The 17,372-nt window shown below is 41.1% G+C and carries 18 protein-coding genes; 10 read left to right on the top strand and 8 right to left on the bottom strand.

What is annotated here, in order from left to right; translation table 11 throughout:
* Positions 1-6: 6 nt before the first annotated feature.
* The 3 genes from AB4128_RS10410 to AB4128_RS10400 all read right to left on the bottom strand — a co-directional run bounded on the left by AB4128_RS10410 (position 7) and on the right by AB4128_RS10400 (position 1,532).
* Entirely contained in the window at positions 7-291 is a 285-nt protein-coding gene (locus tag AB4128_RS10410; RefSeq protein WP_055023653.1) for a DnaJ domain-containing protein, read from the bottom strand.
* Positions 292-608: 317 nt separating this feature from the next.
* Positions 609-731: a hypothetical protein gene (locus AB4128_RS10405; RefSeq protein WP_372037593.1), complete on the bottom strand. Its 123-nt coding sequence runs from the start codon at positions 729-731 to the stop codon at positions 609-611.
* Between the two features lie 258 nt (positions 732-989).
* The gene (locus AB4128_RS10400) at positions 990-1,532 is read right to left on the bottom strand and encodes a hydrolase (RefSeq protein WP_065108685.1); all 543 of its coding nucleotides are present in this window, start codon (positions 1,530-1,532) and stop codon (positions 990-992) included.
* A gap of 199 nt (positions 1,533-1,731) precedes the next feature.
* Between AB4128_RS10400 and AB4128_RS10395 the strand changes: the two genes are divergently transcribed.
* From AB4128_RS10395 to AB4128_RS10355, 9 genes are all read left to right on the top strand, one after another.
* A complete protein-coding gene (locus AB4128_RS10395) occupies positions 1,732-2,766 on the top strand; it encodes a DUF2235 domain-containing protein (RefSeq protein WP_080916444.1) in 1,035 nt (344 codons plus the stop codon).
* Between the two features lie 119 nt (positions 2,767-2,885).
* A complete protein-coding gene (locus AB4128_RS10390; protein WP_372037592.1) occupies positions 2,886-3,800 on the top strand; it encodes a cobalamin-binding protein in 915 nt (304 codons plus the stop codon).
* Positions 3,801-4,099: 299 nt separating this feature from the next.
* Complete coding sequence (locus AB4128_RS10385) at positions 4,100-5,359, top strand: efflux RND transporter periplasmic adaptor subunit (protein ID WP_080916443.1); 1,260 nt, start codon at positions 4,100-4,102, stop codon at positions 5,357-5,359.
* Between the two features lie 42 nt (positions 5,360-5,401).
* Complete coding sequence (locus AB4128_RS10380; protein WP_372037591.1) at positions 5,402-5,635, top strand: hypothetical protein; 234 nt, start codon at positions 5,402-5,404, stop codon at positions 5,633-5,635.
* Positions 5,636-5,707: 72 nt separating this feature from the next.
* The gene (locus AB4128_RS10375; protein ID WP_055023658.1) at positions 5,708-6,439 is read left to right on the top strand and encodes an ABC transporter ATP-binding protein; all 732 of its coding nucleotides are present in this window, start codon (positions 5,708-5,710) and stop codon (positions 6,437-6,439) included.
* 20 nt (positions 6,440-6,459) lie between these two features.
* Complete coding sequence (locus AB4128_RS10370) at positions 6,460-7,773, top strand: ABC transporter permease (protein WP_055023659.1); 1,314 nt, start codon at positions 6,460-6,462, stop codon at positions 7,771-7,773.
* A 17-nt stretch (positions 7,774-7,790) separates the two neighbouring features.
* A complete protein-coding gene (locus AB4128_RS10365) occupies positions 7,791-8,999 on the top strand; it encodes an ABC transporter permease (protein WP_055023660.1) in 1,209 nt (402 codons plus the stop codon).
* Between the two features lie 97 nt (positions 9,000-9,096).
* On the top strand, positions 9,097-10,542 hold the full coding sequence (locus AB4128_RS10360) for a sigma-54-dependent transcriptional regulator (RefSeq protein WP_372037590.1): 1,446 nt from the start codon (positions 9,097-9,099) through the stop codon (positions 10,540-10,542).
* A gap of 90 nt (positions 10,543-10,632) precedes the next feature.
* On the top strand, positions 10,633-11,982 hold the full coding sequence (locus tag AB4128_RS10355; protein ID WP_372037589.1) for an ATP-binding protein: 1,350 nt from the start codon (positions 10,633-10,635) through the stop codon (positions 11,980-11,982).
* Between the two features lie 22 nt (positions 11,983-12,004).
* Here AB4128_RS10355 and AB4128_RS10350 read toward each other — a convergent pair whose 3' ends face one another.
* The 3 genes from AB4128_RS10350 to AB4128_RS10340 form a co-directional block, all read right to left on the bottom strand.
* Complete coding sequence (locus AB4128_RS10350) at positions 12,005-12,799, bottom strand: putative DNA-binding domain-containing protein (RefSeq protein WP_372037588.1); 795 nt, start codon at positions 12,797-12,799, stop codon at positions 12,005-12,007.
* Positions 12,796-13,740: a DUF692 domain-containing protein gene (locus tag AB4128_RS10345; RefSeq protein WP_372037587.1), complete on the bottom strand. Its 945-nt coding sequence runs from the start codon at positions 13,738-13,740 to the stop codon at positions 12,796-12,798. The genes AB4128_RS10350 and AB4128_RS10345 overlap by 4 nt, the downstream gene beginning before the upstream one ends.
* Before the next feature lie 176 nt (positions 13,741-13,916).
* Entirely contained in the window at positions 13,917-14,375 is a 459-nt protein-coding gene (locus AB4128_RS10340; RefSeq protein WP_065108679.1) for a hypothetical protein, read from the bottom strand.
* Between the two features lie 517 nt (positions 14,376-14,892).
* Between AB4128_RS10340 and AB4128_RS10335 the strand changes: the two genes are divergently transcribed.
* On the top strand, positions 14,893-15,276 hold the full coding sequence (locus AB4128_RS10335; protein WP_372037586.1) for an MAPEG family protein: 384 nt from the start codon (positions 14,893-14,895) through the stop codon (positions 15,274-15,276).
* A gap of 290 nt (positions 15,277-15,566) precedes the next feature.
* On the opposite strand, the gene AB4128_RS10330 is transcribed toward AB4128_RS10335, so the two are convergent.
* Together AB4128_RS10330 and AB4128_RS10325 are read right to left on the bottom strand one after the other, a co-directional pair.
* Positions 15,567-16,052, bottom strand: a complete 486-nt coding sequence (locus AB4128_RS10330; RefSeq protein WP_055023666.1) for a VOC family protein — start codon at positions 16,050-16,052, stop codon at positions 15,567-15,569.
* Positions 16,053-16,230: 178 nt separating this feature from the next.
* A complete protein-coding gene (locus AB4128_RS10325) occupies positions 16,231-17,319 on the bottom strand; it encodes an alkene reductase (RefSeq protein WP_372037585.1) in 1,089 nt (362 codons plus the stop codon).
* Positions 17,320-17,372 lie beyond the last annotated feature (53 nt).

The following is a 17,372-nucleotide window of genomic DNA, read 5'->3' as shown; positions in this document are numbered from 1 at the left end:
GGTTTCTCAAGAATAAAATTGGTCCCACAGCTCGGTCATAGCAGCTGTTGGGTTGGTCACGATGACATTATTAAAATCTTTAATAAATGCCGTTCTTAATTTTTTATCAGATAACACATCGTAGGCATTTTTAACCCGGTGCAGTTGCTCGGCTGCATGATGTTTTTCTTCTTCTGAAGCATTAATCAGTTTATCGGGATGGTACTTATTTGATAAACGTTTATAGGCTTTTTTTATTTCGTCTTCTTTGGCACTGGCTTTAACACCGAGGACTGTGAAGTGGTTAATCATATTTTTACCTATGGCGATTGAACTTGAATAGACTGATGCTATTCCACTAAATTATGATTATTTGGTTAGAAATAATAACAGAAATACAATCATTTCCATAAAACTATCAGCTAGTTTAGCTTAATTCAAAATACAGCGGGTAATATTGAATAAAAATAATACAAAAAGTGCTGTTATTGCTTTTTGTGAATAGAAAGCTGAGGTTATTAAAGTGCGTTAATACAGCTCTTCTTGAATAACGTAAATTGAATTAACGCATGTAAGGTGTGGGGAGTTTCTACATCAAAGCGCACTTGGCGCTTGATGATGTATTAAGATTACTGCTGGTGCTTGGCTGAAGAGTCACTTTGCTGGTTTTCAATTAATGCCATTAATACTGGTACTAACTGGTTAACGATTCCTACGCAAAGGCTCAGTGCTGCAACATGTTCCCAACCCATTTTATGCTCCTTATTGACTGCCATTAGTCACTATTTGTGATGGATATACCAAGCTAGCTTGCTTTGGCTTTCCTTGAATTCACAACCAGAATATAAAACGTTGGACAATGAGATAAGTGAGCTTTGTCATGAGTGTCAATGACATTTGTCATGAGGTCGTTCGTTGCCTTTGAAACTGAGTTTATTCAAGCTTTATCTGAAGCACTACTTATCTAGCCTAAGCAATAATTAATGTTCAAAACTTAACTCAAATTCACATTACTTTATGAGTTTGAGTAACGCCTTGAAACGCTCACCTGTGGCTTGATGTTGCAGCTCAAATAAACATGATTCGGTATTGGTGAGAAAGGCGCCTTTTTGCTGCATCATTTGTAGGCCTAATTGTTTATTGTCTTGGCTGCGAGATGACACCGCATCGGCAACCACATGAACTTGATAACGATTAGCCAATAAGTCCTGGCAAGTTTGATACACACAAACATGGGTTTCGATGCCTGCTAAAATAATATTGTTACGATTGAGCCTTGCTAGCTGTTGCTGAAACTCATGACAATGCCAAGCACTAAAGTGCGATTTAGGGATAGCTTGCGTTGTTTTAGTTAATAGTGAAGCTAATGACTCGGTGGTCGAGCCTAATTTATCTGGTAGTTGTTCGACCCATAAAATGGGAATATCAAATAACTGTGCCCCTTGAATAAGCGTTTCAAGTTGCTGATGTAATTGGGATGACTGCTGCATGATTTGTGCAAGTTTGCCTTGAACATCAATAATGACCAATACTGACTTTTCACTTGTTAACATAAAAATCCCTCAGGTTAATCTGCCAATGTGCACCATTGTTTTGGCTATTCTTGTACCAGTAAACGCTAATTTTTGTGTTTCGCCTATTGTCGATAAGTCGAAGGAAGGAATCAGTCTAGGACGACATTGAGCTTGCTGCATTAGTGTTCATTTTGGGTTATTAATATTGATAAATAGCGGAGTCTTCAAGGATTAGGTAATGAAAAAGCGTATTGTAATTTGTGCTGATGGAACTTGGAATCGGCCGGAAAAAAACCAAGATGATTACCCGACTAATGTGCTAAAAATGGCGAGAGCAATAAAACCTATTGCTGAAGACGGAACACCTCAACAAGTTTTTTATGATTGGGGTGTTGGCTCGTATTATGACTCGTTTTCTGGAGGGGTTACCGGTAAAGGCGTTCATAAAAACATTATGGATAACTACCGCTATATCGTTCAAAACTATCAAGATGGTGATGAGATATATTTATTTGGCTTTAGCCGTGGCGCTTATACCGTAAGGTGTTTATGCGGTTTGATTAATAATTGCGGTATTTTAAAACGTCCTGATGCTAACTTAATTCAACAAGCATTTAACCATTACAAAACCAAAGCTAAGGCCTATAAACCTAGCGGTGAAAAATCAATTCAATTCAGAAATGACCACAGTCACCCATCTAGAGAGGTCAAGTTTGTCGGTGTGTGGGATACCGTGGGGGCGATGGGAATTCCATTTTCATTTCTAGGGTTATTTGATGATAAAGATGAGTTTTACGACACTAAGTTAGGCCGTAACGTTAAAGTCGCAAGGCATGCCATGGCTATTGACGAAATAAGGAGTGACTTTGAACCCACCATTTGGGCAAACAACAGTGATATTGATATTGAGCAAGTTTGGTTTGCTGGGGTTCATTGTGATGTGGGAGGCAGTTACTCGCCAGATCAAGATCAGACATTATTGAGTGATATATCCCTGCAATGGATGATTACGCAAGCAAATTTGCAATCCCTTAGTACGGAACCGCACTTAACGGATTCGCTTAATCCTAACCCCCAAGCAAGTAAACACAACTCGAAGAAGCACGTCTATCGGATCCGTGGTGAGTATATACGTGGCATTGATAAGGCTGGTTTGCCGGCCCAAATACATGAGTCGGTTAAGGTACGTTGGGAGCAAGATAGTCAATATCGACCGAAAAATTTAGTTAACTACATCAAGCAACACGGCTGGCCGATAAATTTGGTTGACTAAATAGTGAAATAACCTCGGTCAGTATGGCGTAATTAACCACCACATTATTTTCCGAAGTGAGTTAGTATAATGGGGCGATGACTTCGCGAATGTTGTTAATAAATATCATAAGGGTACCCATGTTGTTTCTTACTAAATTGAGCCGTATTTGGGCAATAACGGCACTCGTATTGATGACGTCAGTAACACTCAATACAGCCAATGCAGCACAAGAAACACATCTGTTAGGCAAGGCAACAAGCAAGGTCATAGACACCGCTACCCCCCAGAAAACAGCTAAGCGTGTCATTGCCTTATCTCCTCATGCAGTAGAAATGTTATTTGCCATTGGTGCAGGCGAGACAATAGTTGCAACCACGGACCATGCTGATTTTCCTGAAGAAGCCAAAGCGATTCCGAGTATTGGTGGTTATTACGGTATTCAAATGGAGCGCGTTATTGAGCTGAACCCAGATCTTATTGTTGTTTGGCAAAGCGGTAATAAGCTGGATGATATCAATCAATTAACCCAATTAGGCTTTAACGTGTTTAATAGCGATCCTAAGAGTTTAGATGATGTCGCCAAAGAGTTATTGCAACTTGGTGAGTTAACTGGCCATCAAGAAAAAGCACAACAAGCCGCTGATGAGTATCGATTACAGCTTAGTAAAATCAAAAAAAGTAACGCCCAAAAACCAGCAATAAAGGTATTTTATCAATTATGGTCTACGCCTTTAATGACAGTATCTAAAGGCAGTTGGATTGAGCACATTATTAGTGCATGTCATGGCGAGAATGTGTTTCTTGATGCTGCGAGTGAATACCCACAAATCAGTGTTGAAAATGTATTACTCACCGATGCAGAAGTGATTTTACAAAGCCAAGATGAAGGCAATATTATTGGTGTTGATTGGTCAAAGTGGCCTGAATTACCAGCAGTTAAAAACAATCATATCTACCAGCTTAATGCAGACTTACTGCATCGAGCCTCCCCCAGAGCCATCTTAGGTGTGCAAGCATTATGTGCAGCCTTAGACAACGCCAGAGTCAACTGATGTGAAAAAAGCGTTCTATTCCATTTAGCTCCAACAGTCATCGCTTCTTTTGAAAAGTGTCCACTCGGACACTTTTTTGTTTTTCGGACACTTTTAAAGGTGTCCGCGGACACTTTTATGAAATCTAGTTATTACTATAATTTCTTAAGTTGTTGAAATAAATTGACATTTAATTGTTGGCATAGCTTGTGCTCTATAAGCGTCATACATTCAACGATATCGTAAGTGACCGAAAAGCGGACAACCTTTGTGTCCATTTATTTTGCTAAGGCCACAGCAACGAATTTCAAGGAACTGAAATGATTAAAGATACAAGTGCTCAAGATACAGTGGTGACACCGACAATGGGTCGTAAGCTTCGCCTACCTATGGTGCTAGGGCTTGCTGGATTACTAACGAGTGCATTGGTGTGGGCAAGCTTAGGTCACGATAGCAGCATTCGCTCTGTTGATAGTAAAGACTTACGCATGGCGACAGTCACTCGTGGCACATTAGTCAGAGACATTGCGACAACAGGTAAAATCGTCGCCGCCAATGCGCCAGTGCTATACAGCACAGAGCAAGGTGTGGTCACTTTATTGAGTCAACCTGGTGATGAAGTAGAGCAAGGCCAAGTGGTTGCTCAAATTGATAGTCCAAAACTTCGCAGTCGGTTTCAGCAAGAACAATCGGTCTTTGCTGCAATGGAAAGTGATTTGGAACGTGCCAAGTTAGATGCACGACGCGAGCAACTTCGAGTTAGCCAAGTGCTTGATATGGCGAAAGTGGACTTAGAAGCGGCAGACAGAGAAAGTCGCCGAGGTGATCAACTGATTGAAAACAGCCTTATTAGCCGAATTGATTTTGAAAAAGGCAAAGATGAGCTGCATAAAGCCAACTTACTGCATCAACATGCATTACAAGAAGTTGATTTAATGCGAGATACGCTGACATTTGAATTGAAAAACCGTGCGCTAGAAGTCGACAGACAAGCCTTAGTGGTAACCGAGCTTGCCCGTCAAATTGCGGCATTGGATATTAAAGCACCAGTAAAAGGCATTATCGGTAATTGGCTGGTGGAACAAAAAGCCCGTATTGGAGCGAGTCAGCCAATGTTAACTGTGGTGGATTTAAGTGCTTTTGAAGCAGAACTTGCAGTACCGGAATCATATGCTGATGACTTAGGTATAGGAATGGATGTTGAACTGAGTTTTGGCAGCGTCACCGTAATGGGGCATTTATCGTCTATTTCACCGGAAGTCAGAAATCGTGAAGTAACAGCAAGAGTGCGCTTTGAAGCGATTGATAGTTTGTCATTACGTCAAAATCAACGTTTATCAGCAAGAGTGTTACTTGAAAATCGTCCTAACGTATTGATGGTTAAGCGAGGGGACTTTCTTAATCGAGGCGGTGCTACTGCGTTTGTCATGAATGACGACATGGTGCAAAGAACAGCAGTGACTTTAGGTGCACGAAGCATGAGTGAGATTGAAGTTATCGACGGGGCTAAAGAAGGTGATGTATGGGTTATTTCAGGCACCGAAACCTTCAAAAATGATACACAAATTCAAATTAGATAATCACAGATAAGTGACTTGGACTGTACAAGTAAGGATCTCAGGATGAAATTATTACAAAGTAAACCAATGACAGGCTTTATTGCTCTGATGTTATTGAGCTTAGCGGTGAGTTATCGCATTGATGAAAGCTTCAATTGGTTGTCATTTAGTTTCCACATTATCGACTTAACGGATCAACTATCAGAGCAAGTGAGTTATGGTCTCATGAATGACATGGTAAAGATTTTATTTGAATTAGATTTTCCAACAGCACTGCAAATCATAGTGCATTTTTAAGCGCGAATTCACCGATTAATTGAATAAACAAAAATTGGCAAAACACAGAGCCAATAAGACAAGGACAGACTCATGTTATCAATGAAGAATATTAGCAAAGTGTTTAAAACGGACTTAGTAGAAACCCACGCATTGCGTGACTTTAATCTTGAAGTGAAAGAAGGCGAATTTGTTGCAGTGACTGGCCCATCAGGTTCAGGTAAAACTACCTTTTTAAATATCGCAGGTTTGCTTGAAGGCTTTACATCGGGGGAGTTCAGTTTAGACGGTGAAAACGTGTCTAATTTGAGCGATAACCACAGTGCTAAAGTTAGAAATGAAAAAATAGGGTTTATTTTTCAGGGCTTTAACTTAATTCCCGACTTGAATCTTGCTGAAAATGTTGAAGTGCCATTACGTTACCGTGGTTTTAATGCCGCTGAACGTCAACGCCGTGTGAAATCGGCACTCGAGCAAGTGGGTTTAGGCGCAAGAATGAAGCATTTACCGACGCAATTATCGGGCGGGCAACAGCAACGTGTGGCCATCGCGAGAGCGTTAGCAGGCGAGCCACGTTTTTTGTTAGCAGATGAGCCAACAGGTAACTTAGACAGTTTAATGGCTAGGCAAGTGATGGAATTACTTGAAGATATTAATCAACAAGGTACCACCATCATTATGGTGACCCATGACGCAGAGTTAGCAAGACGAGCACAGCGTAATATTCAAATTGTAGACGGTCAGGTATGTGACTTTTCTATGTATCAAAAGGCTGACCAATCTGTTGTTGCTGATCTGCAGCAAGTTGCCAACGCCAGTCGATAATTCAAGCAGGAGAGAAGTTTATGTTTTTTTATTATTGCGATCTTGCTTGGCGCAGCATCAAGAAAACCCCAATGTTATCCATGTTAATGGTGCTGGCCATTTCCATCGGCATTGGCATAACGATTACCACCTTGAACGTGTATAAAACGATGTCGCATAACCCTGCAGGTGATAAGAGTAGTCAGATAAATTCGATTCAGTTGTGGAGTCAAGGCCTGGATACCTGGGATGACTTTCATTCAAACCTTACTTACACCGACGTGATTAATCTGCGGAACAATAATCAGCTGGAATTAAAAGCAGCGTCGTATCGTACAGGTCTTGCGGTTCAATCTGAGAATCCTGATATTCAGCCGTCATTGAAAAGTGTGCGGATTACTGATCGTGACTTTTTTAACATTTTTGATGTGCCGTTTTTATATGGGCAACGCTGGGATAAAAGTGTCGATAGTCAGCCAGCTTATCAAGTGGTGATTGGAGAAACCCTTAATCAAACATTCTTTAATGGTAACAACAGCGTCGGTGAAACCTTGTATTTGAATCGTAAACCCTACCAGATCGTAGGGGTGATTAAAGATTGGAATCCTCAGCCTAAGTATTACGACCCGACCAATGGCGCATTTAATGATGCAGAAGAAATTTTCATTCCATTTTCACTAAATGAGCAAGAAGAGTTTGATGTGTGGGGAAACACCAGTGGCTGGCGTTTCGAGCCGATGCTTACTTACCAAGACCGATTAAACTCAGAAAAAACGTGGATCCAATTTTGGACGTTTCTTGCAACAGATGATGACAAATCTGAGCTAGCGACTTGGCTTACTCATTATGTCGAGCAGCAACGCAATTTAGGGCGATTTACTGACACGGCAAAAAGTGCAGCCGAGGCGTTTCAAATTAGTGATGTTGCCTTATGGCTTGAAAATAATGATGTCGTGCCAAGAGATAACAAGATTCTCGTAGGATTAAGTGTGCTGTTTTTGAGTGTATGTTTGGTCAATATCCTTGGCTTATTACTGACTAAGTTTTTAAAACGTGCTCCTGAAGTCGGCGTTCGCCGCGCTATTGGAGCAAGTAGAGCGCAAATCTTTAGCCAATATATGGTTGAGGTTGGTTTGATTGGCTTTATTGGTGGAATTATCGGTTTGCTTTGGGCGTGGGGCGCATTGACTGTCCTTCATGCAGAATTCAACATGGAGCAAAGCGTTACAGGACTTGATAGCAGCATGTGGATTATTACGCCATTAATTGCCATTTCTACCGCTGTATTAGCAGGGGTGTATCCAGCTTGGGTTGTGTGCCGTACTAAACCCAGTGTGTATTTAAAAGCTCAGTAGTAGAGAAGGAATTCAACATGTTACATATTAAGCCAATATTATCGAGTTTAATGCGCAGTAAAAGTGGGCCTGTGCTGTTGTTATTACAAATCGTGTTATCGGTCGCCATTGTTGCCAATGCGAGTTTTATTATCCATGAACGCTTAACCATGATGCAGCGTGATTCTGGTTTACTCGAGGAGCAAATTTTAACCTTTAACGTTTATAACTTTGACCCAGCAATTGATAATGTGCTGCAAAACGAAGTTGACCAGCAAATTTTACGTAGCTTGCCCAATGTCATAGAGGCAAGCTCAACTAACATGGTGCCACTGAGTGGCAGTGGTTGGATGGACCGCTATGTTGATAGTGCAGATGAAAATACAGCAGAAAGTATGCCTGGATTTGCTTTGTATTTAGGTAATGAGCACTTACTGAATGTTATGGGATCTAAACTGGTAGATGGGCGCAATTTTCGTCCTGAAGAAATTAATACTCAGTTAGATCAAAGTGGCATGCTCGCAATAGTCTCAAAACCTTTAGCTGAGGCGTTTTGGGGGGATGAGTCGCCTGTGGGTAAAACCATGTACCAAGGCAAACAGACGATCGAAATTATCGGCGTGGTGGATAAATTACAAGGCGCCTGGGTGAATCATGAAAACTTTGAATACAGTGTGATTCAAAATATTGATTTTGGTGGTGGGTTTAAAAACAAAACCTATATGGTGCGTGCGCTGCCTGAGCATATACCCGCTCTGGAAGAAGTGATAATAAAGGCATTTCATGCAGAAAACCCAAACCGTGTAATTGATGGCTTTTCATCACTAAGCGAGACCAAAAAAGGCGCTTATAACAATCATAGATTGATGGCGACATTATTAAGTATGATGGTGATATTGCTACTTTTGATTACCGCGCTCGGATTAACGGGTATGGTTATGTTTAATATTCAACGCCGCACGAAACAGATTGGAACTCGTCGCGCTTTAGGTGCTAAAAAGCGCGATATTGTTAATTACTTTATGGTTGAAAACTACCTTATTTGTATAGCGGGTGGACTGATTGGGGCCATGCTGGCATTGCAGTTAGGTCAACAATTAATGAGTTTGTATAATTTACCTATGCTGCCAGTCACTTATCCTATTGCAGCGGTGATAGGTTTATTGCTGGTGACCACATTAGCGGTAATGCTTCCAGCATTAAAGGCGGCTAAGATTTCTCCAGCGATGGCGACGCGCAGCGTTTAATTTGATGTCGCTAAATTAGCCTGCTCGTATCTTGGTAAGATATAGGTTAGCGTATTAACTCGATAATTTAGCTCGATAAATAAGAATGATGGGAAGTATGGACAGTATTTTAGTCGTAGATGATAACAGTTCAATTTGCAGCGCATTAACGTTAATGTTGGACATTCATGGCTATAAAGCACTGAGCTGTGAAACGCCAGAACAAGCACTGGCTATTGTGGAAAAACAAGATATTAGCTTAGTGATTCAAGATATGAATTTCACCCGAGATACGACCTCGGGTGAAGAAGGCAAACAGTTGTTTTATACCTTAAGACAACAGCAGCCTAATCTGCCGATTATTTTGATGACAGCATGGACGCAACTTGAAACCGCAGTTGAATTAGTTAAAGCCGGCGCTGCAGATTACATGGGTAAACCATGGGATGATGCCAAACTGCTCACGAGTATCAATAACTTACTGTCCATTTATCATCTTTCTAAACAAAATAATCAGCTTGCTAGAGTCGACTCAGAGCGCATGAGTGTGATTAATAACGCTGATTTATGCGGCATGGTGTTTGGTAGTGGAGCCATGCAGCGCTGCATAGACTTGGCCTTACAAGTTGCCAAATCAGACGTCTCGGTGATGATTACCGGCCCTAATGGCGCAGGTAAAGACAAAATTGCCGATATTGTTCAAGCCAACTCTTTATTAAATAAACAACCTTTTATTAAGGTCAATATTGGTGCATTACCAATGGATCTATTAGAGGCTGAACTATTTGGGGCTGAAGCTGGAGCGTTTACAGGCGCGAATAAAGTCAGAATAGGGCGTTTTGAAGCGGCAGATGGCGGCACTTTATTCTTAGATGAGATCGGTAATTTACCTTTATCTGGGCAAGTTAAGTTGTTACGAGTGCTGCAAACAGGCGAGTTTGAACGACTTGGCAGCCACCAAACTCGCAAAGTGAATGTGCGGGTTATCAGTGCGACGAATGCTGATTTAGCCGACGATATTGCCAAAGGGACTTTTCGTGAAGATTTGTTTTATCGACTCAATGTGATTGAGTTACCTTTGCCGCCATTGAATCAGCGTATTGATGATATTTTACCGTTAGCGCAGCATTTTGTGGGTGATGGATTTACGTTTGAAAAAACAGCTCAACAGGCCTTGTTAGCCCATGCTTGGTCAGGCAATGTAAGAGAGTTAGAAAACGTGTGTAAAAGGGCGGTGCTACTTGCTACCAACGCTGTTTTAACGGTGGATGACTTGGGGCTATTACCTTCAACAAACTCATCGCTTTCCAATATGAAAACAAGTGAACCTGTAACAACATCGACTTTTACACCTATGCAAGGGGCACCATCACTGGAAAATGGTGAGCATACTCAGCAAGCACCTCAACAAGTGAGTGCCGCTCAAGTTGAGCCTGATAAACAACAGATTGAGCAGGCATTGCAGCATCACAATGGTGTTATCGCCAGAGTGGCAAAATCCTTAGGGTTAAGTCGCCAAGCGCTTTATCGCAGGATGGATAAGTATGGTTTATCCTCAAAATGATATTCCGTAAGCGCTGATTGAGCGTGTTGATAAGCGCTGTGAACATCATAAAAAAGTAAAACGGATGAATAATAAGAGTGAACCGATAACATGAGATACACGCTACAACTGCGCAGTAAGTTAGTACTTGGTAACGTGTTTTCCGTTGCGTTAAGCGGCTTATGCGGTTGGTGCGTGTGGTTTTTTCTTGGCAGTGAACATGTTTGGCTAGCGCTGCTAACGAGCTTGGGCTTGTGTTTTGTGTTAAGCATGTGGTTAACAACCGCACTGAATGACAGCCTGAAAGCATTAGAAGTGGGCTTACTTAATTTTAAAGATAATGAGTTTAGTGTGTCGCTGCATGGTTATGGAGAGCCTCAGTTAGATGCCATTGCTGAGCTTTATAATCAAGCATCCCAAAAGCTGCGAAACGAAAGGCAATTTATTTATCAGCGTGAATTAATGTTGGACAAAGTGATTCAAAACTCGCCCAATATTATGTTGTTAGTTGATGACAATCAAAGGATTATCTACGCAAATGACGCTGCTAGGCATTTATTTAATCAAGGCGTACGTATAGAAGGAATGCTGTTAAATGCACTTATCGCCGAGCTGCCGAGTGCATTAAAGCACGCATTGAATAGTCAGCATGAAGGATTGTTTTCAATTGATGTGAACAATGAGCAATTAACATCGGACGGCAGCGGTAATGAAGAGCTGGAAACCTGGCATATTTCTCGTGGCAGCTTTACTCAAAATAACCAACAGCATCATTTGATTCTACTAAAACAGTTAACTAAAGAGCTTAACCGTCAAGAAGTGGCTGTGTGGAAAAAAGTGATTCGAATTATCAGCCACGAGTTAAATAATTCTGTCGCGCCAATTGCGTCGATGGTTAACTCTGGGCGAGTGTTAACCAAAGATCTTGATAATGAAAAACTGGCACTTATTTTTGATACCATCGAAAACAGAACCGCTCACCTAAGTCAGTTTATTTCTCATTATGCACAATTTGCTAAGTTACCTTTGCCACGTAAAACCACAGTAGATTGGTCGCAATTAGTCGATCAGTTAGCTGAGCAATACCCGTTTAAACTCACCTCTACTTTGCCAACGTTGAACATTGAGCTCGACAGTGTTCAACTTGAGCAAGTCCTGATTAATCTGCTTAAAAATGCCCATGAGTCAGGCTCAGATACACAGCATGTCACTTTGAATATCGATGAAGTCACTCATCCAGTATCTGGTATTTTGATTGTAGTGGCAGATCAAGGTAGCGGTATGTCCAGCGAAGTGTTGTCTCAAGCCTTATTACCTTTTTATTCAACCAAACAATCAGGTACGGGGATCGGTTTGCCTCTGTGTCGCGAGATTATCGAAGCGCATGGCGGTCACATTACCATGCAAAACAAAGTTGAAGGCGGACTGAGCGTTAAATTATGGTTACCTAAAGAGTCATAGTAAGATTCATTTATGGCAGCTGTTAGTTAGGCAGACTTCTGATCATGCCTTTTTTAAACCAATCTTGTAAGGTCTGTAATACCACTGCGGGTGCGCTGTGTTCATCATACCAATTAAGCATCAACTCGCACTGTTGAGCGAAGTTTTGACCAGCAATAAATCCGGTAAGCAGCGCGTGCTGGCTAACCGTTAAGGACTCAAATTGAGTTAGCCTTTCGCTATTTCGCCACAGTAACCAATGACGTTCTCGCTTGTAGTATGGTGCATCTGGATGGGTGTCGGCTTTTAATGCTTGCCAGCTTTCAACTGCGTTACTTTGGCAACTGAAAACTTGAACACTCGGATGAAAACGTAATTGGCAGTTTGGCCAATATTCAGGTGGTAAATGTTGTAACGCTTCAAAACCTATTCTGTCTGCATCTGCAGCATCAAAAGCAACCAGTAAGCGACGTTCAAATTCTGCTATGTCAGCTAAAATAGGATACTGGCTAAAAAATGCATCTTGGCGTAAATATTCAGTCAAGTTATTGCAAAAATGCCTTAATGAGCTGGTGGCTGATGGGTGTGTTTGAATGTACTCTTTCGATAACTTATCGAACAATTCATCACCTAAATATAACGCTAATATTTGATGGTCAGTTTCAAGGGTTTCAGTAAGGCGAGTACGATAAGCATTAGCGTAAATTTCCAAACGATGTTGCGCTGAAATCCCCGTTTGTTGTGCCACTCTGTGGGTTATACTTTGCGGATGTTCAGGAGAGGCCTCAAAGAGCAGATACTGCATAAATTCTTGTTGAATTTTAGCTAGTTTACTCATACTGCAACCTTTCTTTTTGGCAATAACGATTGGGTCTGAAAGGCTGCTGTAGTATGAGAATCTAACCCCGTGGGGGTTAATGATGAACAAGCCAGTGCAGGGTGACCAGGTAAAGTTAATTCAGCAATTTTTTGAGCTTCTAATAATTCTTGGTATAACACTGGAAAATCAGGAATATTGGCATCTCGCTCAATCATGGTACTTATTGGACCAAAGCGTTCAAGTGCGGCTTGATATAGTGTCCACACACTCGGTGGGACTTCGTTGTCATGAGTATCAATCACATATTCGCCATGATCCGAATGGCCAGCTAAGTGAAATTGCTGCACTCGTCTAGGATCTATTTTATTTAAATAATCAAGCGGGTTAAAACAATGATTACGCGCACTGACATAGATATTGTTGATATCCAGCAATATTAAGCAGTCTGCTTCTTCAGCAACTTGAGATAAAAACTCCCATTCGTCCATTGTCGAGTCTTTATAGGATAAGTAACTCGAAACGTTTTCGAGTAATAAACGGCGACCTAAAAAGTCTTGCACGACGTTTATACGTTCAACTACGTGCTTTACGGTTTCCTCTGTATATGGCAAAGGTAATAAGTCATGGCTGTTAACACCATGAATTGAGGTCCAACAAATATGATCAGAAATCCACTTCGGATTAATGTCATTACTGAGTTTTTTGAGAGACTTAAGGTAATCCATGTCTAATGGATCTGTGCTGCCAATCGACATAGAAACACCATGCATCACGACAGGGTATTGCTCAGCGATCGCTTCAAGGTAGTAACGAGGTTTACCCCCTGCAACCATGTAGTTTTCTGATAGTACTTCAAACCAATCTATGGCTGGTTGATGCTGCAAGATGTACTCAAAATGATCTGTACGAAGCCCTAAGCCAAAACCAATAAAGTCTTGCGTAATTTTCGAATCTGACATGGGCTTTCCTTAGGTTAGTCATAACCTTCATGCTGGTGGAAGACGGATGTTGACTTGCTTGTTATCGAATGAATTTAAGCAAAATAAACGGCTTGGCAATAAGGAGACGAATCTTACCAAGCCATTATTACAACTCGTGTTGTCGATTATGCTTAAAAGTTGTTCAGGCTTGAACGTTAGCCGGTTTTACCGCCGATATCGGCGCATGATTTTGCGGTTGTATTCACAAAGCCTGTGCCTTTACAGCTTGCTTTACCGCCACAGGCATTGTCAGCACCTTTACAATCATTGTGTCCTTTACATACGTTAACACCGTAACAATGGACCAAATCAGCTTTGGTTATTTTACCAACCCAATCATCTTTTATTTTCCCGCCAACATCGCTACACGCTTTAGACGGCATGGCAACAAAACCTGTGCCTTCACAACTCGCTTGACCCTTACAAGCATTGTCAGCTGTACCGCAGTCATTGTGTCCTTTACAGATGTTGACGTCATAACAATGGACTAAGTCAGTTTCACCCGCTGTAACGGGAGAGGTATCTGATTCACCTGCAACGACTTGACCAGATAACCCAGCCATCGCCATGGCTAGCGCTGCACCTGATAGTGCGGTTTGTGCTTTAGTATTCATGATATTTCCTTGCATTAACTCATCAGTACAAATTGAGACTTTGATGAGCTAGTGTTTTGCTAATGAGTAAGATCGTAGACACTTCCATGCCTTCCTTTGACTATCTTCCTACTTGTTAAACGATACTATCCGCGGTTATCTGTCTTAATAGCAGGTAGTTATATTGACCGTGGTGGCCTTACAGATATTTCATAAAAATTAATTTGTTATCGAAGAAATAAGGTAAATGACAAGAAAGGATTTTAGTTACAGATTGATTTTAAATAACTTTTTATTAGCATTTGTTAGTTAAACTTTTTCAACTAATGAAGCCCAATTGCTAGGATTTTAGCTAATGAATATCCAATTAAGCCGTCATTGTGGTTAGGAGAGCTCCAATATTGGCCTTAGACCTATTTGTTGTTGGATTAACTGATGAGATTAATTGAAGCCGCTGCGATGAGCTGAAATGGGTTTTTATACGTATAAAAAAATGTTTTACTATCCGCTCATTGATTACTGCAAGCTAGGAAGCACCATGCAAACATTACTTATTTGTCTTTTTATCGCCTTATTATTGCCTTATTTTGCTAAAGGCCCCGTTGCTGTTGCGATGGCTAAACTAGGTGGGTATGACAATGCACATCCTCGCGCGCAGCAATCCCAGCTAACAGGACTCGGTGCTAGGGCGCTTGCAGGGCACCAAAATGCATTTGAATCACTCATTGTGTTTGGGATTTGTTGTCTAACCGCAATTGCTACAGACAATGTTAATTCGACAGTGAGCACGTTAGCCATAGTACATGTGGTCGCAAGAGCGACCTATCACATCTTATACATCAAAGGTTTATCAACCCTTAGATCGCTTTCTTGGTTTGTGGCTATTTTCAGTTCGTTCGGGATTTTTTGGCAGGCGTTTTAGTCGGCACTAAATTCAATTTAGATTAGGTTAGCGGATCAATATTGCCAATATATTAAGTTAAAACAATTTACTTAATTGAACTGATTCAGGTGGCAATGTACTGGTTTTGTTCTCGCTTAAATGATCTCCGTCATCAATGGCTAAGAATACACATTATCAAATGTTCACAGAAATTTAGCTAAGCCTAGTTGTTTGCACTTTATCAATATTGGCGGCCCAGATAGTGGTTAGTTAAAAACGAAAAAGCCGTCAACATTATTGACGGCAAATACTGCAATGGGGTGGTGGCTTTATTCGTATTCAGAAGAGTAGGTTTCAGAATAAGAATGAGAATATAACTCGAATAAAGTACCGAATGGATCTTCTAAATAAACCATTTTATAAGGTTTGCTGTCATCTTCTGGGTGATATCGCATGGTTTCCATTCGAGTCTTGCCACCATATTGTCTTACGCGTTCAATGACACCTTCAAAATCATCTGTTTCCAGAGAATAATGAAATAAACCAATTTTTGAGAAGTCGACATGATGACGCTCTTCTCTGTCTTTCATTTCAAATAGTTCGAAACCGACTCCGTCAGTCGTTACCAGGTGGGCAATATTAAAGCCTTTAAACCCTTCGCCAAATACAGCGATACACATGGCTCCAATAGCGGTTTCTTTTTCTTCGATGACAGCAGATTTTCCCATTACGACTTTTAGTCCCAATGCTTTGGTATAAAACTCAATCGCTTTATCCATGTCGCTGACCATAATACCTACATGACTCATCTTCATTTGCTTCACCTTAATAATGTTTGGTTCGTTTTGATGAGTGAAGTATATGGCGATATCGCACTGATTAAAAATTATCAAATTTTATATTTTTAATAATTTTTTGTTATTGATTTGGTAGGGAGAGTGGATGATTCACGCCAAAAAACTCACTCACCTTTAAAGATGAGTGAGTGTGCTGTTATGACGCAGTTGGGTAATCAATATAACCAACTTCATTTCCACCATATAAGGTTAATCTTGCATCGGCATCAAATTCAGCGAGTGGCTTGTTGTGTTTAAAGCGTTCCACTAGGTCAGGGTTTGTGACATAAGGCGTGCCAAAAGCAACCAAATCGGCATAGCCTTTGGTTAATAATGTTTGTGCGCTTTCTTGTGTCAGTTTACCAGCGACCATAATGGTATGAGGATATATGGCTCGCATCTCTTGTCTAAAGTGATCTGTTGCTTCTGTGTATTCACCAATATTTTCAGAAAAATGCACATAAGCTAAATTAAGTGGGGCAATTTCTTTAAGCAGCAACTTTGTGACGTCAATAATATCACTGTCAACTTCACTAAAGCCTTCACCTACCAAAGGCGATAAGCGTATTGCGACTTTATTGGCACCTATGGCATCAGCAACAGCGTTGATAATATCCACTGTCAATCTAATGCGGTTTTGTTGACTGCCGCCATATTGGTCCTGTCGCTGATTACTGACTTTACGCATGAATTGGTCGAGTAAATAGCCATGTGCACCATGAAGTTCAATACCGTCAAACCCCGCTTCTATTGCGTTTTTTGCTGCTTGGACAAAATCCGCAACGGTTTGGTCGATATCAGTTTGCGTCATAGCACGAGGTACTGAGGTTTCAACCATGCCATACCCCCCGTCAGCGAGAGGACCATAGACTTTATCTGCTTGTTTTATCGCTGAAGGAGCAACAGGTTGCTCACCAGCAATATCAGTATGAGAGCGTCTGCCAACATGCCAAAGTTGAGTAAAAATTTTACCGCCTTTTTGGTGTACGGCATCGGTGACTAACTTCCAGCCTTCTATTTGCGCTTGTGTATAAATGCCAGGTGTCAGTGAGTATCCTCTGGCCACTGCTGAAACTGGCGTTCCCTCTGAAATAATTAACCCCGCACTGGCTCGTTGCTGATAGTAAGTTGCCATCAATGCGTTAGGCACATCGCCAGGTTGACTTGTGCGTGAACGTGTCATTGGTGCCATAGTAATGCGGTTAGCAAGCCTTGAACCTGCTAAATCAAATTCGGTAAATAACATAACAATTCCTGATGATTGTTGATAAAAATGCAAATTAAAATGAAACACCTAAG

Source organism: Shewanella sp. 10N.286.52.A9, assembly GCF_041468985.1.
Lineage (GTDB): Bacteria > Pseudomonadota > Gammaproteobacteria > Enterobacterales > Shewanellaceae > Shewanella > Shewanella japonica.
Note: the sequence above shows the minus strand (reverse complement) of the source record. Positions and strands in the feature narration are given on the sequence as shown.